This is a genomic window from Pantoea sp. Ae19-2 (genome assembly GCF_059801205.1).
On record NZ_JBCHWE010000003.1, the window covers coordinates 153164 to 177813 of the forward strand.

The window sequence follows — 24650 nt, forward strand, 5'->3', positions numbered from 1 at the left end:
CTTTTATTCCCGCTTTCGCTTAACATAGCTGAAGCGTTTCAGTCGAATAAATGTTCGACAATTAAGCAAACAAGTGCAGTTTCATGAGTGCGAGGATTCCCCTCAGGCGGTTGCTGGATTACTCTGTCAGCCACTAAATCCCAGGGATTCTGGCAGGAGAGATATGACCGTACGCATCGCTATTAATGGCTTCGGTCGCATTGGGCGCAACGTGGTACGTGCTTTGTACGAATCTGGTCGCCGTGCGGAAATTACCGTGGTAGCAATCAACGAACTGGCAGACGCTGCGGGTATCGCGCATCTGTTGAAGTACGATACCAGCCACGGTCGCTTTGCCTGGGATGTTCGCCAGGAGCGTGAAGTCCTGTTTGTGGGCGATGACAGCATTCGCCTGCTGCATGAACCGACCATTGAAGCGCTCCCGTGGCGTGAACTGGGCGTTGATATCGTGCTGGACTGTACCGGCGTGTTCGGCTCCCGCGCTGACGGTGAAGCCCATCTTGCGGCAGGGGCGAAGAAAGTCCTGTTCTCACACCCTGGCGGTAACGACCTCGATACAACCGTCGTCTACGGCGTGAACCATGAGCAGGTCGAAGACAGCCACCGTATCGTCTCCAATGCCTCCTGCACCACAAACTGTATTATTCCAATCATTAAACTGCTGGATGAAGCGTTTGGCATTGAGTCCGGGACGGTCACTACCATCCACTCGGCCATGCACGATCAGCAGGTGATTGACGCTTACCACCCTGATTTGCGACGCACTCGTGCGGCGAGTCAGTCGATCATTCCGGTGGATACGCGTCTTGCGGCCGGTATCACGCGTATTTTCCCACAATTTAATGACCGTTTTGAGGCGATCGCGGTACGCGTTCCCACGATAAACGTGACGGCCATTGATTTGAGCGTGACGGTCAGAAATTCAGTAAATGCATGTGAAGTCAACCACTTGCTGCAAAAAGCGGCACAGGAAGCATTTCATGGTATAGTTGACTATACGGAATTACCGTTGGTCTCTACTGATTTTAACCACGATCCGCACAGTGCAATCGTCGACGGCACGCAAACGCGGGTCAGTGGGCAACATCTGATTAAAACTCTAGTCTGGTGTGATAACGAATGGGGCTTTGCCAACAGGATGCTCGACACCACGTTGGTTATGGCTCAATGGATTTCAGGTAAGGCGCACGTTGCGTCTGCAAAACTTTAAGAATCAACGAGAGGATTCACCATGTCTGTAATTAAGATGACCGATCTGGATCTGGCGGGCAAACGCGTATTCATCCGTGCCGATCTGAACGTGCCGGTTAAAGACGGGAAAGTCACCAGCGATGCGCGTATCCGTGCATCTCTGCCGACCATTGAACTGGCGCTGAAACAGGGTGCTAAAGTCATGGTGACTTCTCACCTGGGTCGTCCGACCGAAGGCGAGTACAACGAAGAATTCTCTCTGCTGCCAGTGGTTAACTACCTGAAAGACAAGCTGTCTAACCCGGTTCGTCTGGTAAAAGATTACCTGGACGGCGTAGAGGTTGCTGCCGGTGAGCTGGTTGTTCTGGAAAACGTTCGCTTCAACAAAGGCGAGAAAAAAGACGACGAAGCACTGTCCAAAAAATACGCTGCACTGTGCGACGTGTTCGTGATGGATGCTTTCGGGACTGCACACCGTGCGCAGGCTTCTACTCACGGCATCGCTAAATTTGCTGACGTTGCTTGTGCAGGCCCGCTGCTGGCTGACGAACTGGAAGCACTGGGCAAAGCTCTGAAAGAGCCGGCTCGCCCAATGGTTGCTATCGTTGGCGGTTCTAAAGTTTCTACCAAACTGACCGTGCTGGACTCCCTGTCCAAAATCGCTGACCAGCTGATTGTTGGCGGCGGCATCGCGAACACCTTCGTTGCAGCCCAGGGCCACAACGTAGGTAAATCCCTGTACGAAGCAGACCTGGTTGATACCGCTAAAGATCTGCTGACCCGTTGCGATATCCCAGTACCAACCGACGTGCGTGTGGCAACCGAGTTCTCCGAAACTGCGACCGCAACCCTGAAGTCTGTGAACGACATCAAAGACGAAGAGCAGATTCTGGACATGGGCGACGTTTCCGCTGAGAAACTGGCCGTGATCCTGAAAAACGCGAAAACCATTCTGTGGAACGGCCCGGTTGGCGTATTCGAATTCCCTAACTTCCGTAAAGGGACCGAAATCGTTGCCCGTGCTATCGCAGACAGCGAAGCCTTCTCCATTGCAGGCGGCGGCGACACTCTGGCTGCTATCGACCTGTTCGGTATCGCAGACAAAATTTCCTACATCTCTACCGGCGGCGGCGCATTCCTTGAGTTCGTGGAAGGCAAAGTACTGCCAGCTGTAGCAATGCTCGAAGAGCGCGCTAAGAAGTAATTCCTACGGGCAGGGTAACCTGCCCGTTGATTTATTGCCGCCCGGCAAGATTCAGGACGGTGATTCGATTTTTCCAAGGCCTACAGGACACATCAACATGTCTAAAATTTTTGATTTCGTAAAACCAGGTGTTGTAACTGGCGACGACGTACAGAAAATCTTCCAGGTAGCAAAAGAGAACAACTTTGCTCTGCCAGCCGTTAACTGCGTCGGTACCGACTCTATTAACGCCGTTCTGGAAACCGCTGCGAAAGTAAAATCTCCGGTTATCGTTCAGTTCTCTAACGGCGGTGCTGCATTCATCGCTGGTAAAGGCGTGAAAACTGATGTTCCACAGGGTGCTGCTATCCTGGGCGCAATCTCTGGTGCACACCACGTACATCAGATGGCTGAACACTACGGCGTGCCGGTTATTCTGCACACTGACCACTGCGCTAAGAAACTGCTGCCGTGGATCGACGGCCTGCTGGACGCGGGTGAAAAACACTTTGCCGCTACCGGTAAACCACTGTTCTCTTCCCACATGATTGACCTGTCCGAAGAGTCTCTGGAAGAAAACATCGAAATCAGCTCCAAATACCTGGCTCGCATGTCCAAACTGGGCATGACCCTGGAAATCGAACTGGGCTGCACCGGCGGTGAAGAAGATGGCGTGGACAACAGCCACATGGACGCTTCTGCTCTGTACACCCAGCCAGAAGACGTTGATTACGCTTACACCGAACTGAGCAAAATCAGCCCACGTTTCACCATCGCAGCTTCCTTCGGTAACGTACACGGCGTGTACAAACCAGGTAACGTGGTTCTGACCCCGACCATCCTGCGTGATTCTCAGGAATACGTTTCTAAGAAACACAACCTGCCGCACAACAGCCTGAACTTCGTCTTCCACGGCGGTTCCGGTTCTTCTGCTCAGGAAATCAAAGACTCCGTCAGCTACGGCGTAATCAAAATGAACATCGATACCGATACCCAGTGGGCAACCTGGGACGGCATCCTGAACTACTACAAAGAAAACGAAGCTTACCTGCAGGGTCAGCTGGGTAACCCGAAAGGCGCTGACCAGCCGAACAAAAAATACTACGATCCACGTGTCTGGCTGCGCGCAGCTCAGACCTCTATGATCGTTCGCCTGGAGCAGGCATTCAAAGAGCTGAACGCGGTAGACGTTCTGTAATTTGAGCTAATATTTGCTTCGATAAAAACCCGCCTTGGCGGGTTTTTTTATATTCAAATATAAGCGTAATATTTGCAGCCATTTTTAATTCTTTGTTTTATGCACCTTACTCTGAGTAAATAAACGTCAATATTGATAAGTTTTCAGTCTGAATAAGAGTTTATGGCTGGTTATATGAATTTATTATCTCCATAAATTTCTTTTATTCAGGATGTTTAGGTTGACCTTAATCATGGAAATAGCAAATTATAAAACATTAACTCATTGTTATTTATGGGTTTATATTCATTTGGTTGCTTGTTGTACTGATGAGGGTTGAGCTCTTGTGAGTCGCCGCACATAACATAGTAGGGAGAATACGTAAGATCGCCGCCATTGATAACTTATTAGGCATGGCGCTTTATGGATAATACGACATTACCTAAAACACAGCACCTGGTTGTATTTCAGGAAGTGGTAAGAAGTGGTTCATTTGGCTCTGCGGCGAAGCAGCTAAGTTTGACTCAGCCTGCGGTAAGTAAAATTATCAGCGATATGGAAGCCTTGTTTGGTCTGGAGCTTATCATTCGCAAAAATACCGGTGTTCAGCTTACGGCTGCCGGTAAAGTACTGCTCGGTTACGCCGAGTCGATTACCCGCGAAATGCGCAACATGTGCAACGAAATGAACAGTCTGGTCGGTAGCGAAGCGGTAGATGTTTCATTCGGCTATCCTTCACTTATCGGTTTTACCTTCCTGCCGGGCATGATGAAAGCCTTTAAAGAGCAGTATCCACAGGCTGAAGTTTCAATGTTTGAAGCCCAACTTTGCTCCTTCTTACCGGCGATACGTGACGGCAGGCTGGATTTTGCCATCGGTACGCTGAGCGATGAGATGCTGCTTCAGGATTTGCATATCGAACCCCTGTTTGAATCAGAGTTTGTTCTGGTAGCCGGACGAACACGAACGCGCGGAGGCGTGATGACGCTCCGCTCATTAAGCCATGAGCAGTGGGTGTTGCCTCAAACCGAAATGGGCTACTACAGTGAACTTCTGACCATCCTGCAACAGAACCATATCACCAGCGATAAAATCATTAAAACCGACTCAGTTGTCACTATTTATAACATGGTGTTGACCGCCGGTTTCCTGACGATTATTCCCCGTGAAATGATCGCACCTTTTGGCTCTCAGGAGTTTGTTCAAATTCCATTAACGGATGAATTACCTGTTGCACGCTATGCTGCGGTATGGTCGAAAAATTGCCGTATAAAAAAATCAGCGGCGACTCTGGTTGAATTAGCCAAAGTGCATTCAGTGCGTAGTAAATATCAATTTAATAAATTAACGGTGGTGGCTTAGCTTACTTAGCATAATCACTTTTTATCACTCATTAAATTAAAAAGGCGAGTTTTTATTATTCGCTACGAATATCTTTTATTGCTTTGATGCGGAGATCAACATGCATATAGATAATGAATTGCCAGTCACAATTAACGATGTTCTTGAAGCGAAAAAAAGAATATCTGGATTTGTGTATAAAACCGGGATGCCTCGCTCTAATTATCTTAGCGAATGCTGTAAGGGCGACATCTATTTGAAATTTGAAAACATGCAGCGTACCGGTTCGTTTAAAATGCGCGGTGCTTTCAATAAACTCAGTTCACTGAGTGAAGAAGAAAGAGCCCGGGGCGTGGTGGCCTGTTCTGCGGGTAACCATGCTCAGGGTGTTTCATTGTCATGTGCGCTGCTCGGTATTAACGGCAAAGTGGTGATGCCTAAAGGTGCACCGAAGTCAAAAGTTGCCGCCACGACTGACTATTCAGCTCAAGTGATTATCCACGGCGATAATTTTAACGAAACCATCGCCAAGGTCAGCGAAATTGTTGAGACGGAAGGGCGTATCTTTATCCCACCTTACGATGATGAAAAAGTCATTGCCGGGCAGGGGACGATTGGCCTGGAAATTCTTGAAGACCTTTACGACGTCGATAATGTGATTGTGCCGATTGGCGGCGGCGGCCTGATTGCCGGCATTGCGGTAGCCATTAAATCCATTAATCCAACAATTAATATTATTGGCGTGCAGGCGGAAAACGTCCACGGCATGGCTTCCTCTTTCCGTACTGGTGAAATTACCGCGTATCGGGCAGGTAGCACGTTGGCTGACGGCTGTGACGTTGCCCGCCCAGGAAAGCTAACCTTCGAAATCGTTAAAAAATTAGTCACCGATATTATTTTGGTCAGTGAAGACGATATCAGAAATAGTATGGTCGCACTTATTCAGAGAAACAAAATTGTCACTGAAGGTGCTGGTGCGCTGGCTTCTGCTGCATTATTAAGCGGCAAGCTTGACCAGTACATTAAAGGCCGAAAAACCGTGAGTATTATTTCTGGTGGAAATATCGATTTGTCTCGTGTTTCTGAAATTACTGGCGCAGCGGAAGCCTGCCTGGTCTAAATAAGGATCTTCATTATGAGTAATGTAGAAACAACCCTTGTTGGTCAAAAAGAGTCCTCCCTGTGGCGTAAGTCCGATACCACCTGGACTTTAGGTCTGTTTGGTACCGCCATTGGCGCTGGGGTCCTGTTTTTCCCGATTCGCGCGGGCTACGGCGGGCTTATCCCAATACTTATCATGCTTGTTCTTGCCTATCCGATAGCCTTCCTTTGCCACCGCGCGCTGGCACGACTGTGCCTTTCCGGCAGCAATCCGTCGGGGAATATCACCGAAGTTGTCGAGGAGCATTTTGGTAAAACGGGTGGCGTCGTTATCACCTTCCTTTATTTCTTCGCGATTTGCCCGCTGCTGTGGATTTACGGCGTCACCATTACTAACACCTTCATGACCTTCTGGGAAAATCAGCTCCAGCTGATGCCCTTAAATCGTGGGCTGGTAGCGCTATTCCTGCTGATGCTGATGGCCTTTGTCATCTTCTTTGGTAAAGATCTGATGGTGAAGGTGATGAGCTGGCTTGTGTTCCCGTTTATCGCCAGCCTGGTCATTATTTCTCTGTCGCTTATTCCCTACTGGAATTCAGCGGTTATCGATCAGGTGAACCTGAGTGAAATCGCGTTGACCGGCCATGACGGCATCCTGGTGACCGTGTGGCTCGGGATTTCCATCATGGTGTTCTCCTTTAACTTCTCGCCGATCGTCTCTTCCTTTGTGGTGTCGAAGCGTGAAGAATACGAAGCTGACTTCGGGAAAGCCTATACCGAAGACAAGTGCTCAAAAATCATCTCGCGTGCCAGCATGTTGATGGTTGGCGTGGTGATGTTCTTCGCCTTTAGCTGCCTGTTCACGCTGTCGCCACAGAATATGGCCGAAGCAAAAGCGCAGAACATCCCGGTGCTCTCCTATCTCGCTAACCATTTCTCTTCACTCTCTGGTTCGAAGTCTACTTTTGCCACGGTGCTGGAATATGGCGCATCGATTATTGCCCTGGTCGCCATTTTCAAATCTTTCTTCGGCCACTATCTGGGCACGCTGGAAGGGTTGAATGGCCTGGTCCTGAAGTTTGGCTATAAGAGTGACAAAACGAAGGTTTCCGAGGGCAAACTTAATCTGATCAGCATGGTGTTTATCATGGGGTCAACCTGGGTTGTCGCCTACGCCAACCCAAATATTCTTGACCTGATTGAAGCGATGGGCGCCCCGATCATTGCCTCGTTGCTTTGCCTGCTGCCGATGTACGCGATTCGCAAAGTGCCGGCGCTGAGCAAATACAAAGGCAGAAGTGAAAATATCTTTGTTACCGTGATCGGCTTACTGACGATCCTTAATATCGTATACAAAATCTTGTAGTTAACTGTCATTGGCTCAGGATGAGTGAACGTTAATATGAATGAATATCCGGTAATATTAACCATAAATTGCGGTTCATCTTCGGTTAAATTCTCCGTGCTGGATGAATTAACCATGGAGCCACTTTTAACGGGTATTTGCGAAGGTATAAATACCGAAGCCGCAATGCTTATCGTTAATAGCGGTGAGCCGGTAAAGCTGGCGCATTCTGATTATGAGGATGCGCTGGCGGCAATCTCCCTCGAGCTTGAAAGACGTCATTTGACCGAAAGCGTGGCCTATATAGGCCACCGCATTGCTCACGGCGGGGCGATTTTTGGCGAGTCGGTATTGCTTACGGACGACGTCGTGGAGCAAATCCGCGCGGTCTCGCCTCTCGCGCCGCTGCACAACTATGCCAATCTCAGTGGCGTGGCTTCGGCCAGGCTGCGCTTCCCTGGCGTGCCGCAGGTTGCCGTGTTTGATACCAGCTTTCACCAGACGATGAAACCTGAAGCCTATCTTTACGGCCTGCCATACCGCTATTTCAACGAGCACGGCGTCAGGCGTTATGGATTCCACGGGACCTCTCACCGCTATGTTTCCATGCAGGCAAGCGAGCTACCTGAACTGCAAGGGCGTTCATTGGGGCTGGTGATTGCTCATTTGGGCAACGGGGCTTCAGTGTGCGCGGTTGTTGACGGGCAAAGCGCTGATACCTCGATGGGGATGACGCCGCTGGAAGGTTTGATCATGGGGACACGCTGCGGCGATGTCGACTTTGGGGCGATGGTGTGGCTGGCAAGGCAGACCGGGCAGTCGCTGGACGATCTTGAGCAGGTGGCAAATACCGAGTCAGGGTTGTTGGGGCTTTCAGGTATATCTTCTGACTTACGGACGCTGGAAAAAGCCTGGCAGCAGGGGGATACCCGCGCGGAGTTGGCTATCAACACCTTTGTACATCGTATTGCCAAAACCATCGGCGGACACGCAACTTCGCTGCCACATTTTGATGGGCTAATTTTTACTGGTGGTATTGGTGAAAACTCCGCGCTTATTCGCCGTCTGGTTATTCAACATTTACGGGTATTCGGTTTCGAACTGAATGAAGAAAAAAATATGCGGCCTAATTCTGACGGCGAGCGTGTTATTTCAACCCAGAACTCGGCAGTACTGTGTGCAGTTATTCCGAGCAACGAAGAAAAAATGATTGCTCTTGATGCCCGTGAATTGGGCAAGGCATCGGAGCTTGCGGCATTCGCTTAATTTTATTTGCGGTACAGAGGATTGAATGCATGAAAATGGATATTGATATTTCCCATGATAATTATGCTCAGGCCTGGCAGCAGTTTCGTGGGGAATGCTGGCAGCATGAAATTAATGTTCGGGATTTTATCCAGCAAAACTACACGCCGTATGAGGGGGATGATGCGTTTCTGGCGAGCGCAACATCTGAGACGACGGCGCTCTGGGAAAAGGTGATGGAGGGTATTCGCGTTGAAAATGCCACTCATGCCCCGGTCGATTTTGATACTAACGTGGCCACGTCCATTACCGCCCATGCCCCCGGTTACATTATTCAGCAGCATGAGAAAATTGTTGGCCTTCAGACGGACCAGCCGCTAAAGCGCGCGCTGCATCCTTTCGGCGGCATCAATATGATCAAAAGTTCGTTTGAAGCCTATGGCCGCAAAATGGACCCTGAGTTTGAGTATCAGTTTACCGAGCTGAGGAAAACGCACAATCAGGGCGTGTTCGACGTTTATTCGCCGGATATTCTGCGCTGCCGCAAGTCCGGCGTACTGACTGGGCTGCCTGATGGTTACGGGCGTGGCCGAATCATCGGCGATTACCGCCGCGTGGCGCTGTACGGCATTGCTTATCTGGTTCGCGAACGTGAGCTACAGTTTGCCGATCTGCAGCAAAAGCTTGAACGCGGCGAGGATCTTGAGGCAACGATTCGCCTGCGAGAAGAACTGTCGGAGCATCGCAACGCACTGCTGCAAATACAGGACATGGCCGCTGGCTACGGTTTCGATATCTCGAGGCCGGCGAGCAACGCACAGGAGGCGATTCAGTGGCTTTATTTCGCCTATCTGGCGGCGGTGAAGTCGCAAAACGGCGGAGCGATGTCGCTGGGACGCACCGCAACCTTTATCGATGTTTATATTGAGCGCGATCTTCGCTCTGGCCTGCTCAATGAGCAACAGGCGCAGGAGCTTATTGACCACTTCATTATGAAAATCCGCATGGTGCGCTTCCTGCGCACGCCGGAGTTTGATTCGCTGTTCTCCGGGGATCCTATTTGGGCAACGGAAGTGTTAGGCGGAATGGGGCAGGATGGTCGTACTCTGGTGACCAAAAGTACCTTCCGCTATTTGAATACGCTTTACACCATGGGGCCTGCGCCGGAGCCGAATTTGACCATCCTTTGGTCTGAGGCGCTGCCGAAAGCGTTCAAGGTTTATGCCGCCAGAGTGTCGATTGAAACCTCGTCATTGCAGTATGAAAATGATGATCTGATGCGCAGCGATTTCGCCAGCGACGACTATGCGATTGCCTGCTGCGTTAGCCCGATGGTGATTGGCAAACAGATGCAGTTCTTTGGCGCTCGCGCCAACCTGGCAAAAACGCTGCTGTACTGCATCAACGGGGGAATGGATGAAAAGCTGAAGATCCAGGTTGGGCCGAAAACGCCAATGTTGCTCGACGATGTGCTGGACTACGACAAGGTGATGACCAGCCTCGACAGCTTTATGGATTGGTTGGCGGTGCAGTACGTGACGGCCCTGAACCTGATCCACTACATGCACGATAAATACAGCTACGAAGCTTCGCTGATGGCCCTGCATGACCGGGATGTTTACCGCACGATGGCCTGTGGCATCGCCGGGCTTTCGGTGGCGGTGGATTCACTTTCTGCCATCAAACACGCCGTGGTTAAGCCGGTGCGCGACCATACCGGGCTGGCGGTGGATTTCGTGATTGAGGGCGACTATCCGCAATACGGCAATAACGACGATCGCGTGGACGCCATTGCCTGCGATCTGGTTGAGCGTTTTATGAAGAAAATTCAGGCGCTGCCAACTTATCGCGATGCCGTGCCGACGCAGTCTATTTTGACCATTACGTCGAATGTGGTTTACGGGCAAAAAACGGGGAACACGCCAGATGGCCGCAGGGGAGGAACGCCGTTTGCACCCGGTGCGAACCCGATGCACGGGCGAGACACTAAAGGAGCTGTAGCCTCGTTAACCTCCGTGGCTAAGCTGCCGTTCAGCTACGCAAAAGATGGTATCTCTTATACGTTTTCCATCGTGCCTGCGGCGCTGGGGAAAGAGGATTCCATTCGCTGCCTGAACCTGGTCGGCTTGCTTGATGGCTACTTCCACCACGATGTCAAAACGGAAGGCGGGCAGCACCTGAACGTCAACGTGTTGAACCGTGAAATGCTGATGGATGCCATCGCGCATCCTGAAAATTATCCGACACTGACCATTCGTGTTTCTGGCTACGCGGTGCGTTTCAACGCGCTTACCCGCGAGCAGCAGCAGGATGTTATTTCCCGGACCTTCACACAAACGTTGTAAGCCCACTTTTAGCCCGGACATTCGTCCGGGCTTTTCCCTTTTTTTGCCGCATTAATACGCAATTTGAGATCAATTTTGTGACGTACTTGGCACATCCATGCGTTTTTGTTTACCCTTTACGGTTTGAACTGCCTTACCGGGCGGAGAAACTTTTCAGACAAGGAACAGTAAATGGAAGATCTCAACGTAGTAGACAGTATTCATAATGCGGGGGGCTGGCTGGTACGCAATCAGGAGCTGCTCCTGAGCTATGCGGTAAATATCGTCGCCGCCGTGGCCATTTTGATCGCCGGGATGATCGTTGCCCGTCTGGTCTCCGGAGCCGTTAATCGCCTGATGCTGGCTCGCAGCATCGACAGCACTGTCGCCGACTTTCTTTCCGCGCTGGTGCGCTACGGGATTATTGCCTTCACGCTGATTGCGGCCCTGAGCCGTGTCGGGGTGCAGACAGCTTCGGTGATTGCCGTGCTGGGTGCCGCCGGTCTGGCCGTTGGTTTGGCGCTGCAGGGTTCCCTGTCCAACCTGGCCGCAGGCGTGTTGCTCGTTACCTTCCGCCCGTTCCGTACCGGGGAGTATGTCGATCTCGGCGGCATTGCGGGCACCGTGCTGAACGTGCAAATCTTCTCCACCACGCTGCGTACCGTGGATGGCAAAATCGTGGTTGTGCCGAACGGCAAAATCATCGCCGGGAATATCATTAACTTCTCCCGGGAACCTGCCCGCCGCAACGAGTTCATCATCGGCGTGGCCTACGATGCCGACATCGATCAAGTTAAGCAGATCCTGACTGACATCATCACCAGCGACGAGCGCGTGCTGAAGGATCGCGATATCACCGTGCGCCTGAACGAGCTTGGCCCTTCATCCGTCAACTTTGTGGTGCGGGCATGGAGCAAAAGCGGTGACCTGCAAAACGTTTATTGGGACGTGCTGGAGCGCATCAAGAAAGCGCTTGATGCCAACGGTATCGGTATTCCTTATCCGCAAATGGACGTTCACGTTCGCCAGATGAAAGACTCTGATAACGCATAACCTCCGGGGCCAGCTTTCGCTGGCCTTATTTTCACCTGCAATTATTAGCCATGCTTATAAGCGATTAAAAATATCAATTTCCTCTAATAATTTTTGCGCATTACACTCACGCTCAATGATGAACAGTTAAAGGGTGTGTCGCGTGTTATCTTATTATTTTCAGGGCATTGCATTGGGAGCCGCGCTAATTCTGCCTCTGGGGCCGCAAAATGCCTTCGTGATGAATCAGGGCATTCGTCGCCAGTACCATCTGATGATTGCTTCCCTGTGCGCGTTGAGCGACATCATTCTGATTTGCGGCGGGATTTTTGGCGGCAGCGCCATTCTGATGCAGTCTCCCTGGCTGCTGGCGCTGGTCACCTGGGGCGGCGTGGCATTTCTGCTGTGGTATGGCTGGGGTGCGCTGCGCACGGCGATGAGCAGCAACCTGGAGCTGGCTTCTGCCGAAGTGTTGAAGCAGGGGCGCTGGAAAATCGTGGTCACCATGCTGGCGGTGACCTGGCTCAACCCGCACGTCTATCTGGACACCTTTGTGGTACTTGGTAGCCTGGGGGGCCAGCTTGCGGACGAAGCAAAACGCTGGTTCGCGCTGGGAACCATTAGCGCCTCTATCCTCTGGTTTTACGGCCTGGCTATTCTTGCCGCCTGGCTGGCCCCTCGTCTTCGTACCGCAAAAGCGCAGCGCATTATCAACGGGGTGGTTGGGATTGTGATGTGGTTTATTGCCGCTCAGCTGGCCCGGGATGGCGTGCAGCACATCGCGGCACTCGTGGGCTAATTCGCCATAATCTGATAGACAAGTTACCATTACAGGCTAAGCTTGCTGGCAGACGTCGGGAGTTTGTTGATCGGCGTAATCACAGTGGAACGTAGCACGGAGGAGTTACAGTGAAGTTTAAAATTTTAGCATTAGCCGCGTTAATGGGATTAGGTTCTGTTTCTGTGCAGGCGGGTGAGTTGCCAAACGGCCCTCACGTGGTCACCTCCGGGACAGCCAGCGTCGATGCCGTTCCTGATATCGCCACGCTCGCTATCGAAGTCAACGTGTCCGCTAAGGACGCCGCTTCTGCCAAAAAACAGGCCGACGATCGCGTGGCGCAATACCTGACCTTCCTGCAGAAAAATGGCGTAGAGAAGAAGGACATCAATGCCGCTAACCTGCGCACACAGCCAGAGTATGACTACCTGAAAGACGGTAAAACTCAGTTGAAGGGCTACCGTGCGGTACGCCAGGTGGAAGTCACGCTGCGTCAGCTGGATAAAATGAACGAGCTGCTGGATGGCGCGCTGAAGTCCGGTCTGAACGAAATCCGTTCCGTGTCGCTGGGCGTTGCGCATCCAGAAGAGTACAAAGACAAAGCACGTAAAGAAGCGATTAACGATGCAACCCGCCAGGCGAAGCTGCTGGCCGAAGGCTTTAACAGCAAACTGGGCCCGGTCTACAGCGTGCGTTACCACGTATCTAACTACCAGCCCGCGCCGATGGTTCGCATGATGAAAGCGGACGCGGCTGCACCGGCTTCCGCTCAGGATACCTACGATCAGCAGACTATTCAGTTTGACGATCAGGTCGATGTGGTGTTTGAACTGCAGGGCGCACAAACCCCTGCGGCACCTGCTCAGTAAGGTGTGATCTTCACCTTAACCCTCGCCGCAGCCGGCGAGGGTTAATCAAAGCGTTATTCCGTATCCTGCCTCAAGACCTTGTGCCCGTACTCCAGCAACGCATCCGTCACGTTGCGCATCATGCGGCTTTCCGGTGCAAAGCGGTGCCAGTAGAGCATGCGGCGCTGCAGCAGACCCGGTGTCAGGTCAATTAATTCCCCGCTATTTAACTCGCGCTCAATTTGCAGGTGCGGGATCATACAGCACGTTGTGCCCTGGCGAGCCAGCTGCACAAAGGCCTCCGAAGAGTTAACGATGTGGCACGGCACGCTGCCTGGGGACAGATCAAAGTTCTGCTGTAAAAATGCCTGATGCATATCGTCGAGATGATCAAAGGCTACGGCAGGGGCTTTTAGCAGCGCCGACCGCGTGACGCCATTCGGGAAATAACGCTCGGCAAAATCTTTCGACCCCACAAACAGATAGTCCAGCGCGCCCAGGCGATCCACCAGGCAGCTCGGCAGCGGCTGAGGTTGGATGGAAACCGCCCCAACCACTTCCCCGCGACGCAGGCGTTCCTGAGTACGGGTTTCATCTTCCACCTGAAGATTCAGGCGAATGGGGGAGTCGGCCAGAACCGGCGCAAGGGCCGGTAGCAGCCAGGTGGCCAGACTGTCGGCGTTAACTGCCAGCGAAAGCAGCAGCGGCGTGGAGCCGGTTTGCTCATCGCCCAGCCACTCTTCTTCCAGCAGTTCCACCTGACGTAAAAGTGCCAGCAGTTTTTGGCCCTGCTCGGTGGGGCGGGGCGGCACGGTACGCACCAACAATGGCTGGCCGAACATCGTTTCCAGTTGCTTAATACGTTGTGACACCGCCGACTGAGTAATGCACAGCTTCTGCGCCGCACGCTCAAATCCTCGTTCACGAATTACCGCATCCAGCGCCTGCAGCGTTCTGTAGTCCGGGCGTTTCATTGTTGTTCATCTGCTCCTGATTTCGTCGTGCAGCCACTATGACATAAATTTGCCGCTGATTCAGACCAAATCAGCAAGCTGACATTGTGCTTGAACGTGATGGGGTTTGCAGTGCGGCAAAGCCGGGGACATTTTTCCGCCGCATGCTCTATAATGCGCGTCAGTTTCCACATCACAGGCATAAAATTATGACGCAGGATGAACTGAAAAAAGCAGTCGGATGGGCAGCACTCCAGTATGTGCAGCCGGGCACCATTGTGGGCGTGGGCACGGGCTCAACCGCCGCGCATTTTATTGATGCTTTGGGCACCATCAAACACCAGATTGAAGGTGCTGTTTCCAGCTCCGACGCTTCTACCGCGAAACTGAAAAGTCTTGGGATCCCCGTGTTCGATCTCAACGAGGTGGATTCATTAGGCGTCTACGTCGACGGTGCCGATGAGATCAACCACCAGATGCAGATGATTAAAGGCGGTGGCGCAGCACTGACTCGCGAGAAAATCATCGCCTCCGTTGCCGACAAGTTTGTTTGCATCGCGGACGCCTCCAAGCAGGTTGATATTCTCGGTAACTTCCCGCTGCCGGTGGAAGTGATTCCTATGGCGCGCAGCGCCGTCGCGCGTGAACTGGTAAAACTGGGTGGTCGCCCGGAGTACCGTCAAGGCGTGGTCACGGACAACGGTAACATCATTCTGGATGTGCATGGTTTGAGCATCATGGAACCGATGAAGCTGGAAAACATCATCAACGGTATGCCTGGCGTTGTTACCGTGGGCCTGTTTGCGAACCGTGGCGCGGATGTGGCGCTGATCGGTACCGCTGACGGCGTAAAAACCATCGTGAAATGATCTGACCGGGGCGCGTGCTGCGCCCCAAAAAACCGTATAAAAAATGACAAATTATTTTAACCGCATTTTTGGTGACATATATCACATTTTGGTAACAGTTCTGTGATTCATGCCTGGTTCACTCTCCCGCTCAGCATTTTATTCTGACTCTCGCCGCCTTATTCCCGCCTGACGATACGGCGACGCAATCGTTCATATTGCCCCAAACGTAGATTTTGATATTTTGACAGAAGGGTAACTTATAGGCGGTGGCGCATCACCGCCTAAAAACGAATACAACAGCACTGAAAATAGGGTCGGGAAATGGCAAAAGTATCACTGGATAAAGACAGAATTAAATTCCTGCTTGTGGAGGGCGTGCACCAGAAGGCGGTAGACAGCCTCCGTGCAGCGGGATACACCAACATTGAATTCCATAAAGGCGCGCTGGATTCCGAAGCGCTCAAAGAGTCGATCCGTGATGCTCACTTCATTGGCCTGCGTTCCCGCACCCATTTGACCGAAGAGATCTTTGCCGCGGCTGAAAAACTGGTGGCTGTAGGCTGCTTCTGCATCGGCACCAACCAGGTTGATCTGGATGCGGCGGCGAAGCGCGGTATTCCGGTGTTCAACGCCCCGTTCTCGAACACCCGTTCCGTTGCTGAACTGGTGATTGGTGAATTGCTGCTGTTGCTGCGTGGCATTCCTGAAGCTAACGCCAAAGCGCACCGTGGCGTGTGGAACAAGCTGGCGGTAGGCTCTTTTGAGGCCCGTGGTAAAAAGCTGGGCATCATTGGCTACGGCCACATCGGTACGCAGCTGGGGATTTTGGCTGAATCCCTGGGGATGCACGTCTACTTCTACGATATCGAAAACAAGCTGCCGCTGGGCAACGCGACTCAGGTTCAGCATCTCTCCGACCTGCTGAATATGAGCGATGTGGTTAGTCTGCACGTGCCGGAAAACGCCTCCACCAAAAACATGATTGGCGCGAACGAGCTGGCCTTGATGAAGCCGGGCTCTCTGCTGATCAACGCCTCTCGCGGTACGGTGGTAGATATTCCTGCTCTGTGCGGTGCGCTTTCCAGCAAGCATCTGTCTGGTGCGGCTATCGACGTCTTCCCGACCGAACCGGCCACCAACAGCGATCCGTTTAACTCTCCGCTGTGCGAATTTGATAACGTGATCCTGACCCCGCACATCGGCGGCTCAACTCAGGAAGCGCAGGAAAACATCGGCCTGGAAGTGGCGGGCAAACTGGCGAAATACTCGGATAACGGCTCTACGTTGTCTGCGGTTAACTTCCCGGAAGTTTCTCTGCCGCTGCACGGGGGCACCAGCAGCCGCCTGCTGCACATTCATGAGAACCGCCCTGGCATTCTGACCGCGCTTAACCAGATCTTTGCTGAGCAGGGTATCAACATTGCCGCTCAGTTCCTGCAGACCACGCCGCACATGGGTTACGTAGTAATTGATATTGATGCGCCGGAAGATGTGGCTGAGAAAGCGCTGAAGTCAATGAAAGCGATTCCGGGCACCATCCGCGCCCGTCTGCTGTACTGATCTGACCATGGCCTCTTCCCCGAAGGGGGAAGTGGCATCACCACTGCCAAAGGCGCGATGGCGTCACCACGGCAGGCAAAGGAATATCCCACTGTTCTACCGGCAACGTCTCCACCTGCTGGCAATCATGCGCCAGGCCAACCGGGTAGAAACCGTGCTGCTGCCAGTGCTGCAGCGTTCTGTCGTAAAACCCGCCGCCCATCCCCAGACGCTGGCCTGTTTCATCGAAGGCAACCAGCGGCGTGACCAGTACATCCAGCTTATTCAGCGGTAGCACGTCGCGAACATCCAGCTTAGGCTCAAGAATTTTCAGGCGATTGGTGACCAGGTGACTTTGCGGCGTGTAGCGTAAAAACAGCAGGTTGCCGGGGCTAAAAGGATGAAGCACCGGGAGATAAACGTTTTTGCCTGCCCGCCATAAAGCCTGAATCAGCGGAGTGGTATTCAGTTCCCCGTCGAACGAGAGAAACAACGCTACGGTCTGAGCACGAATGACCGGCTCAAACGCCAGCATGCGTTCAGCAGCCTGTAGGGCAAAGGTTTGTTGTTCTGGGGGAGTGAGCGACCGGCGTCGCTGCCGAATCGTTTGGCGAATGTCCTGACGAAGCGTTGAGGTTAACGGGGTATGCGTCATGATGGCCGGGTAGTAAAGAGGGAATCTCCGAGATGCCGCCGCAGGCTGTAACCCTTGAACCCTTGGTTCAAGGTGAGTGTGTCGTCATGGTTTTAAGGCTTCTCGGACGGACCGAGCATGCTCACCAACCGCGGAGCGCCACACTCTTGTGGTATGAAATATCGGCTCAGGGGACTGGCCCGCTTGCAAACATCTCAGAGAAATTTTGTCTTCGAAGTTACTCTACCACAGTCAACTGCGAAGTGTTATTCAAACTTTGGACCCTGTCGGTCTGCAATGCGACCTTGCTCAAGCAATGCTTGTTCGATGGTCTGCTGTAGCATCCGAATACGCTCTTCCATATTGGCGGCGTAGTCACGGGTTTTCGACTTTTCCTGAGCCAGTTCGTAGCAAATGTTAAGTGCTGCGATGAACACCAGCTGCTCGGTATTTGTGGCTCTAGTGCGAACTTTTAAATCTTGCAACCGCTGATTCAGCTCTTCCGCAGCCTGATTCAGCGCATCCTGTTGTTCAGGCGGACAATTCACGCGCAATGAACGACCGAAAATTTGAATATCGACTGGTTGTGCAGACATGCCACCTTCCTGCTGTTTACTCGCCTGCCTTACGCTACCGGCCCCGGTAGCGGAAGGGGCGCCACTATAGCTATCCCGATATCAAGATACAAGCCCTTTTCTGGTATCTGCGGGGGTCCTGGTGGTAGCATAACACACACTATTCCTGCCAACGATGACGAATGCGCATGTCAATACAGAACGCAATGCCGGACTACGACTTAGTCGGCCAACTTTTGAACCAACAGGGTGTGGGTCTGACGCCTGCAGAAATGCACGGCTTGATCAGCGGCATGCTGTGCGGTGGTAACAAAGACACCAGCTGGCAAACGCTGCTGCATGACCTGACTAACGAAGGCCTGGCCTTTAGCCAGAACCTCGCAGATCCGCTGCGCCAGATGCACGGCGCCATTGGCGATGCGCTGGAAGACGAAGGCTTCCTGTTCCAGCTTTACCTGCCGGACGGGGATGATGTCTCCGTTTTCGATCGCGCCGATGCGCTTTCCGGCTGGGTAAACCACTTCCTGCTGGGCCTCGGCGTCATGCAGAGCAAGCTCGACAAAGTCACCGGTGAAACCGGCGAAGCCATTGACGATCTGCGTAATATTGCCCAACTGGGTTACGACGAGGACGAAGACCAGGAAGAGCTGGAGATGTCGCTCGAAGAGATCATTGAGTATGTGCGTGTTGCTGCGCTGCTGTGCCACGACACCTTTACTCACGCGGCACCGACCGCGCCAGAGGTACGCAAACCTACGCTCCACTAACGATCAAAAAATCAGGAGATGTGATGACCCAGCAGGAATTTCTTCGCCGCCGCCAGGCGCTACTGGCGAAAATGGTGCCCGGCAGCGCTGCGTTAATTTTCGCGGCCCCGGAAGCGACCCGCAATGCCGACAGCGAATACCCTTATAGGCAGAGCAGCGATTTTTGGTACTTCACCGGCTTTAACGAGCCGGAAGCCGTGCTGGTGCTCATTAAAAGCGATGAGTCGCATAATCACAGCGTGCTGTTCAACCGCGTGCGGGATAAAAGTGCAGAAATTTGGTTTGGCCGCAGGCTTGGCCAGGACGCTGCCCCGCAGAAGTTAGGGGTGGATCGCGCGCTGGCCTTCAGCGAAATCGGTGAGCAATTACATCTCCTGCTAAACGGTCTGGATGCGGTTTACCACGCTCAGGGCGAGTACGAATATGCGGATAACATCGTTTTTGCCGCGCTGGATAAGTTGCGTCGTGGTTCGCGTCAAAATCTCGCTGCGCCCGTAACCCTGACCGACTGGCGCCCGACGGTACACGAACTACGCCTCTTCAAATCCGAAGAAGAGATTACCGTTATGCGTCGTGCCGGCGAGATTTCCGCGCTGGCGCATACTCGTGCCATGCAGGCCTGCCGCCCGGGAATGTTTGAATATCAGCTCGAGGGTGAAATTCACCACGAGTTTACTCGCCACGGCGCGCGTTATCCTTCGTACACCACTATTGTGGGCGGCGGTGAGAACGGTTGCATTCTGCATTACACCGAAAACGAAAGTGAACTGCGCGACGGAGATCTGGTGCTGATAGACGCCGGATGTGAATACCAAAGCTACGCCGGAGACATCACGCGCACTTTCCCTGTTAACGGCAAATTCAGCCCAGCGCAGCGTGAAATTTACGACATCGTGCTGGAATCGCTCGAAACCTCGCTAAAACTCTACCGGCCGGGCACGTCCATGCAGGAAGTGACGACGGAAGTGGTGCGCATCATGGTTAAGGGGCTGGTGAAGCTCGGTATTCTGAAAGGCGATATCGATCATCTGATCGCCAATAACGCCCACCGCGCGTTCTTTATGCATGGCCTGAGCCACTGGCTGGGGCTGGACGTGCACGACGTGGGCGCTTACGGGCAGGACAGGTCACGCGTGCTGGAGCCGGGTATGGTCATCACCGTCGAACCTGGGCTTTATATTGCTCCGGATGCGGACGTGCCCGCGCAGTATCGTGGCATTGGCATCCGCATTGAAGACGACATTGTGATCACCAAAGACGGCAACGAGAACTTGACCGCCAGCGTGGTGAAGTCGGCAGACGATATCGAAGCGCTGATGGCAGCGGCGCGTCAGCCATGAGCGTCATCATTGTTGGCGGCGGGATGGCGGGGGCGACGCTGGCATTAGCCATATCGACCCTCACCCAGGGGAAATTGCCGGTGCACCTCATCGAGGCGATTGCCCCGGACTCAGCCGCTCATCCGGGGTTTGATGCCAGAGCCATCGCGCTCGCCCAGGGCACCCGGCAGCAGTTGGCCCGCATTGGCGTATGGTCTGCGCTCGTCGACTGCGCCACGGCAATTAAAACCGTGCACGTCAGCGACAAAGGCCACGCCGGCTTCGTCACCCTTGAAGCTGAGGATTACCAGATTGATGCGCTTGGGCAGGTTGTGGAGCTGCACGACGTCGGGCTGCGTCTTTTTAGCCTGCTGCGTAAAGCGCCTGGCGTAACGCTGCACTGCCCGCAGCGCGTTTCGTCGTTTACCCGGCATGAGCATAGCGTGCAGGTTGTGCTGGATAACGGCGTTGAGCTGCAGGGCAACGTTTTGGTTGCCGCGGATGGCACCCGTTCTAAGCTGGCGGCGCAGTGCGGCATCACCTGGCAGCCGCAGAGCTACCAGCAGATCGCCGTGATTGCCAACGTCACTACTTCTGAACCCCATCATGGCCGGGCATTTGAGCGCTTTACCGAATTCGGGCCAATCGCCATGCTGCCTATGTCCGACGGGCGCTGCTCGCTGGTCTGGTGCCATGCGCTGGATGCCCGTGACGAGGTTGAAAGCTGGAGCGAAGCAGCGTTTTGTCAGCAGCTTCAGCGTGCCTTTGGCTGGCGGCTGGGGCGAATTACCCATGCAGGCATTCGTCATCATTATCCTCTGGCGTTACAACAGGCTTCTCAGACCGTATCCCATCGCCTGGCGCTGGTAGGCAATGCCGCGCAAACGCTGCATCCGATAGCCGGGCAGGGGTTCAACCTTGGCCTGCGCGACGTTATGTCGCTGGCTGAAGGGTTGGCAGAGGCGCACGCTGCAGGCACGGATGTCGGCAGCTTCCCGGTTCTGGCCGCTTATCAGCAGCGCCGTGCCGCAGATAAAGCGGCAACTATTGGCGTCACTGACGGGCTGGTTCAGCTGTTTGCTAACCGCTGGGCACCGCTAGTGGCGGGCCGTAACCTTGGCCTGATGGCGATGGAACATTTTACTCCGGCACGAGACGTGCTGGCTCAGCGCACCCTGGGTTGGGTGGCGCGTTAAAGGAGAGTCAATTTGCAAAGCGTAGATGTGGCGATTGTCGGCGGCGGCATGGTGGGGCTGGCGGTGGCCTGCGGACTTCAGGGCAGCGGCCTGCGCGTTGCGGTCATTGAAAGTCATCTTCCCCAGCCGCTGGGGCCTGACGCTGCCCCGGAACTGCGCGTTTCGGCTATCAATGCGGCGAGCGAAAAGCTGCTGACGCATTTGGGCGCGTGGCCAAAAATCAGCGAGCGAGCCAGCAGCTATCACGGGATGGAAGTCTGGGAGCGAGACAGCTTCGGGCAAATCGCCTTTGATGATAAGAGCTTCGGTTTTAGCCACCTGGGGCACATCATCGAAAACTCGGTGATCCACCAGGCGCTGTGGCAACGTGCGGAGCAATGCAGCGACATCAGCCTGATGGCCCCCGTGGACATTCACCAGGTCGCCTGGGGTGAAAACGACGCTTTCCTGACCCTGAAAGACGGCACAATGCTAACTGCAAGGCTGGTGGTGGGCGCAGATGGCGCCAACTCCTGGCTGCGGGACAAAGCCGATATCCCGCTGACGTTCTGGGACTATAACCATCATGCGCTGGTAGCGACGATTCGCACCGCCGAGCCGCATCAGGCCGTCGCACGTCAGGTGTTCCACGGCGAAGGCATTCTGGCATTTCTGCCGCTTTCTGACCCACATCTTTGTTCTATTGTCTGGTCGCTGCCGCCGGAAGAAGCGGCTCGTATGCAGCAGGCCGACGATGAAGCGTTTAACCAGGCGCTTTCCGTTGCGTTTAACATGCGTCTCGGCCTGTGTTCTGTTGAAAGCGAGCGCCGCACCTTCCCGCTGACGGGCCGCTACGCCCGCAGCTTTGCCGGCCATCGTCTGGCGCTGGTGGGCGATGCCGCCCATACCATTCACCCACTGGCCGGGCAGGGCGTCAACCTCGGTTTTATGGATGCCGCGGAATTGATTGCGGAAATTCGCCGCCTGCATCGCGAAGGCAAAGATTTTGGGCAGCATCTCTACCTGCGTCGCTATGAGCGCAGCCGCAAGCACAGCGCGGCGGTGATGCTGGCCAGTATGCAAGGCTTCCGCGATTTGTTCGCCGGCAGCAACCCGGCGAAAAAACTCCTCAGAGATATTGGCCTGAAGCTTGCCGATACGCTGCCGGGAGTTAAACCTCAACTGGTTCGCCAGGCGATGGGGTTGCAAGATCTGCCATCCTGGCTGCAATAAATACTCGTCATACTTCGCGCTACACGGGGGTGAGCAGTACTCACCCACCTGATGGAATCCATAGTGATAACCCCGTCACATTTCCCTTCCCGATGACCGGGAAGGGTATCTGCTCCCTCGTTTGAAATATTCTAATCTCAGGACAAATCTCGGATTACATTTTCTAATCTTACAAATTATGCGATGTAGTCAATTTGTTTCTGAAATGGTCGTAAATGTTAGCCAGTGCTAAATTCGACACTAAATACCTGCTGTTAATGTGGAGTGAATCGCATTTTTACAGTCAATTACTCTGCACACTTCCTCTCCCATTTTGGTCATAAGCTAATGCAATGACCGTTTTTCGCTTATGGTTTACGTCCCCGTTCGGTGGTAAGTTCAGGTCAAAGGTAACGTTTGCGTCGCTATCGGGGAACGGTGGCGATGCCGGGTTTCGTCTGACGGTTGGCAAAGCCAAATCCGCCTTGCCACCAGATGGTTAAAGAGGAAAAGATGACTCAACAGACCCCCTTATTTGAACAGCACACGCTCTGCGGTGCCCGCATGGTTGATTTCCACGGCTGGATGATGCCGCTGCACTACGGCTCGCAAATTGATGAGCACCACGCCGTACGCACCGACGCCGGTATGTTCGACGTGTCGCACATGACCATCGTCGATCTGCACGGCAGCCGTACCCGCGAGTTTCTGCGTTACTTAGTCGCCAACGACGTCGCCAAACTCACCCAGCCGGGCAAAGCGCTTTACACTGCCATGCTCAATGCTTCCGGCGGCGTGATTGACGACCTGATTATCTATTTCCTCACTGAAGACTATTTCCGCCTCGTTGTTAACTCCGCTACTCGTGAAAAAGACCTTGCCTGGATCAACCAGCACGCTGAACCGTTTGGCGTGTCCGTCACCGTGCGTGACGACCTGGCGCTGATTGCTGTTCAGGGGCCGAATGCGAAAGCCAAAGCCGCCACGCTGTTTAGCGAAGCGCAGCGTAAAGCCGTTGAAGGCATGAAACCGTTCTTTGGCGTGCAGTCCGGTGATTTGTTTATTGCCACCACCGGCTACACCGGCGAAGCGGGCTATGAAATTGCAATGCCGAACGACAAGGCCGCGGGATTCTGGGCGCAGCTGGTTGAGGCGGGCGTTAAGCCTTGCGGCTTGGGCGCTCGCGACACGCTGCGTCTTGAAGCTGGCATGAACCTTTACGGCCAGGACATGGACGAAGGCGTTTCTCCACTAGCCGCGAACATGGGCTGGACCATCGCGTGGCAGCCAGAAGATCGTGCCTTTATCGGCCGCGAAGCGCTGGAAGCACAGCGTGCGAACGGCACCGAAGAGCTGGTTGGCTTGATCATGACCGAAAAAGGCGTATTACGTAATGAGCTGCCGGTACGGTTTACCGACGCGCAGGGCAATACGCACGAAGGGGCAATCACCAGCGGCACCTTCTCGCCAACGCTCGGCTACAGCATTGCGCTGGCTCGCGTCCCGGCGGGTATCGGTGAAACGGCGATCGTGCAGATCCGCAACCGCGAAATGCCGGTCAAAGTCACCAAACCTATTTTTGTTCGCGCCGGTAAGCCGGTCGCGCTTTAAATTTTGAAATCTGGTATCAGGAGAAAACAATGAGCAATGTGCCGAACGAACTGAAATACAGCAAAGAGCACGAATGGCTGCGTAAAGAAGCTGACGGCAGCTACACCGTGGGCATCACCGAACACGCGCAGGAACTGCTGGGCGACATGGTATTTGTTGACCTGCCTGAAGTGGGCGCCACCGTTTCTGCCGGTGATGATTGTGCCGTTGCTGAATCCGTGAAAGCGGCTTCTGACATCTACGCGCCAATCAGCGGTGAAATCGTTGCGGTCAACGACGCGCTGAGCGACAGCCCGGAACTGGTCAACAGCGAGCCTTATGGCGAAGGCTGGATCTTCAAAATTAAAGCCAGCGACGAAGCACAGGTTGCTGCGCTGCTGGATGCTTCTGCCTATGAAGCACTGTTAGAAGACGAGTAATTTTTAAACCCCTCTCCCTTGCGGGGAGGG

The 24650-nt window shown here is 53.6% G+C and carries 22 protein-coding genes and 1 other RNA gene; 19 read left to right on the plus strand and 4 right to left on the minus strand.

All coding sequences use genetic code 11. The features are described 5' to 3' along the window. The first annotated feature begins 163 nt into the window (after positions 1–163). The 11 genes from epd (at position 164) to AAIE03_RS22990 (ending at position 13586) form a co-directional block, all read left to right on the plus strand. The gene (gene epd / locus AAIE03_RS22940) at positions 164–1210 is read left to right on the plus strand and encodes an erythrose-4-phosphate dehydrogenase (protein WP_008461572.1); all 1047 of its coding nucleotides are present in this window, start codon (positions 164–166) and stop codon (positions 1208–1210) included. A gap of 21 nt (positions 1211–1231) precedes the next feature. Beyond that, positions 1232–2395: a phosphoglycerate kinase gene (gene pgk, locus AAIE03_RS22945; RefSeq protein WP_008461573.1), complete on the plus strand. Its 1164-nt coding sequence runs from the start codon at positions 1232–1234 to the stop codon at positions 2393–2395. A 97-nt stretch (positions 2396–2492) separates the two neighbouring features. Beyond that, positions 2493–3572 (plus strand): class II fructose-bisphosphate aldolase, encoded by a 1080-nt coding sequence (gene fbaA, locus AAIE03_RS22950; RefSeq protein ID WP_008461574.1) that lies wholly within the window; start codon positions 2493–2495, stop codon positions 3570–3572. A gap of 402 nt (positions 3573–3974) precedes the next feature. Beyond that, entirely contained in the window at positions 3975–4913 is a 939-nt protein-coding gene (gene tdcA / locus AAIE03_RS22955; protein ID WP_034810145.1) for a transcriptional regulator TdcA, read from the plus strand. Between the two features lie 100 nt (positions 4914–5013). Then, positions 5014–6012, plus strand: a complete 999-nt coding sequence (gene tdcB / locus AAIE03_RS22960; RefSeq protein ID WP_008461576.1) for a bifunctional threonine ammonia-lyase/L-serine ammonia-lyase TdcB — start codon at positions 5014–5016, stop codon at positions 6010–6012. Positions 6013–6027: 15 nt separating this feature from the next. Further along, complete coding sequence (gene tdcC / locus AAIE03_RS22965) at positions 6028–7359, plus strand: threonine/serine transporter TdcC (protein ID WP_008461579.1); 1332 nt, start codon at positions 6028–6030, stop codon at positions 7357–7359. A 36-nt stretch (positions 7360–7395) separates the two neighbouring features. After that, entirely contained in the window at positions 7396–8604 is a 1209-nt protein-coding gene (gene tdcD / locus AAIE03_RS22970) for a propionate kinase (RefSeq protein ID WP_498563242.1), read from the plus strand. Positions 8605–8633: 29 nt separating this feature from the next. Next, positions 8634–10928 carry a formate C-acetyltransferase gene (pflB, locus tag AAIE03_RS22975; protein ID WP_498563243.1) on the plus strand — a complete coding sequence of 765 codons (2295 nt, stop codon included), beginning with the start codon at positions 8634–8636 and terminating at the stop codon, positions 10926–10928. Positions 10929–11099: 171 nt separating this feature from the next. Further along, a complete protein-coding gene (locus AAIE03_RS22980; protein ID WP_008461586.1) occupies positions 11100–11960 on the plus strand; it encodes a small-conductance mechanosensitive channel MscS in 861 nt (286 codons plus the stop codon). Between the two features lie 142 nt (positions 11961–12102). Then, positions 12103–12738 (plus strand): arginine exporter ArgO, encoded by a 636-nt coding sequence (gene argO / locus AAIE03_RS22985; RefSeq protein WP_166878159.1) that lies wholly within the window; start codon positions 12103–12105, stop codon positions 12736–12738. A gap of 110 nt (positions 12739–12848) precedes the next feature. Continuing rightward, on the plus strand, positions 12849–13586 hold the full coding sequence (locus tag AAIE03_RS22990) for an oxidative stress defense protein (RefSeq protein WP_008461590.1): 738 nt from the start codon (positions 12849–12851) through the stop codon (positions 13584–13586). A 53-nt stretch (positions 13587–13639) separates the two neighbouring features. Here AAIE03_RS22990 and argP read toward each other — a convergent pair whose 3' ends face one another. Further along, on the minus strand, positions 13640–14539 hold the full coding sequence (gene argP / locus AAIE03_RS22995) for a DNA-binding transcriptional regulator ArgP (protein ID WP_008461592.1): 900 nt from the start codon (positions 14537–14539) through the stop codon (positions 13640–13642). A gap of 188 nt (positions 14540–14727) precedes the next feature. Here argP and rpiA point away from each other — a divergent pair, with 188 nt between their 5' ends. Then, positions 14728–15387 (plus strand): ribose-5-phosphate isomerase RpiA, encoded by a 660-nt coding sequence (rpiA, locus tag AAIE03_RS23000; protein WP_008461594.1) that lies wholly within the window; start codon positions 14728–14730, stop codon positions 15385–15387. A gap of 303 nt (positions 15388–15690) precedes the next feature. Next, positions 15691–16929, plus strand: coding sequence for a phosphoglycerate dehydrogenase (gene serA / locus AAIE03_RS23005; RefSeq protein ID WP_008461595.1), 1239 nt, complete (start codon positions 15691–15693; stop codon positions 16927–16929). A 37-nt stretch (positions 16930–16966) separates the two neighbouring features. Here serA and AAIE03_RS23010 read toward each other — a convergent pair whose 3' ends face one another. From AAIE03_RS23010 to zapA, 3 genes are all read right to left on the minus strand, one after another. After that, a complete protein-coding gene (locus tag AAIE03_RS23010; RefSeq protein WP_336708714.1) occupies positions 16967–17563 on the minus strand; it encodes a 5-formyltetrahydrofolate cyclo-ligase in 597 nt (198 codons plus the stop codon). A gap of 20 nt (positions 17564–17583) precedes the next feature. Further along, positions 17584–17767: non-coding RNA, 6S RNA (ssrS, locus tag AAIE03_RS23015), on the minus strand. A gap of 41 nt (positions 17768–17808) precedes the next feature. After that, positions 17809–18138: a cell division protein ZapA gene (gene zapA / locus AAIE03_RS23020; protein WP_336708715.1), complete on the minus strand. Its 330-nt coding sequence runs from the start codon at positions 18136–18138 to the stop codon at positions 17809–17811. A gap of 167 nt (positions 18139–18305) precedes the next feature. Here zapA and AAIE03_RS23025 point away from each other — a divergent pair, with 167 nt between their 5' ends. From AAIE03_RS23025 to gcvH, 6 genes are all read left to right on the plus strand, one after another. Continuing rightward, positions 18306–18884 (plus strand): YecA/YgfB family protein, encoded by a 579-nt coding sequence (locus AAIE03_RS23025; RefSeq protein ID WP_008461600.1) that lies wholly within the window; start codon positions 18306–18308, stop codon positions 18882–18884. 23 nt (positions 18885–18907) lie between these two features. After that, complete coding sequence (pepP, locus tag AAIE03_RS23030; protein ID WP_166995264.1) at positions 18908–20224, plus strand: Xaa-Pro aminopeptidase; 1317 nt, start codon at positions 18908–18910, stop codon at positions 20222–20224. Further along, positions 20221–21399, plus strand: a complete 1179-nt coding sequence (ubiH, locus tag AAIE03_RS23035; protein WP_166995266.1) for a 2-octaprenyl-6-methoxyphenyl hydroxylase — start codon at positions 20221–20223, stop codon at positions 21397–21399. Before pepP ends, ubiH begins: the two co-directional genes overlap by 4 nt. A 12-nt stretch (positions 21400–21411) precedes the next feature. Continuing rightward, on the plus strand, positions 21412–22611 hold the full coding sequence (gene ubiI / locus AAIE03_RS23040; RefSeq protein ID WP_336708718.1) for an FAD-dependent 2-octaprenylphenol hydroxylase: 1200 nt from the start codon (positions 21412–21414) through the stop codon (positions 22609–22611). Positions 22612–23103: 492 nt separating this feature from the next. Further along, complete coding sequence (gene gcvT / locus AAIE03_RS23045) at positions 23104–24201, plus strand: glycine cleavage system aminomethyltransferase GcvT (protein WP_039287537.1); 1098 nt, start codon at positions 23104–23106, stop codon at positions 24199–24201. 29 nt (positions 24202–24230) lie between these two features. Next, on the plus strand, positions 24231–24620 hold the full coding sequence (gene gcvH, locus AAIE03_RS23050; protein WP_008461608.1) for a glycine cleavage system protein GcvH: 390 nt from the start codon (positions 24231–24233) through the stop codon (positions 24618–24620). Positions 24621–24650: the final 30 nt, after the last annotated feature.